Below are 470 nucleotides of genomic sequence, written 5' to 3' on the forward strand. Positions count from 1 at the left end.
TGAGGTCCGGTGAGTACGACGGGAAGCGGAACACCGTCAACCAGTCCCTCTTCTCGACCAACTCACACATGGGAGCGCCGACATGATGGGTGTAGTTGTCCCACACCACAACGATGTCCCCGCCGAGCTGCTGGCGGGCCGCATCCAGCAGGCGGGCGAAGTCCCTCTCCCGGAACCCCTTCTTCTCGCCTTTGCGCCGGTGGTGGACCAGCATGCGGAAGATCAGCCGGGTGCGGCGGCCTGGTCCGCGGCAGACCAGGCCGGCCAGGGAGATGCGGCCCGATCCCGCCGGCACGAACCGTGACCTGTGGTGGACGTCCGCGCCGGGACCAGGTCCGTGCCCTGGGCAGACGGAGCAACAGCCCCGCCTCGTCCGCGAAGCACAGCCACGCGTCCTGGTCCCTCACTGTCTTTCCACCCGCGGCCACGTCTCCTTCATCCACGTGGCCACCGCTTCCTCGTCGCGTTCG

1 pseudogene is annotated in these 470 nt (G+C 68.1%); it reads right to left on the bottom strand.

The features are described 5' to 3' along the window. Nucleotides 1-470 (bottom strand): annotated as a pseudogene (locus AC5P1B_RS35820) (transposase); the annotation flags it as partial.

This window comes from Streptomyces sp. A01 (assembly GCF_059026195.1).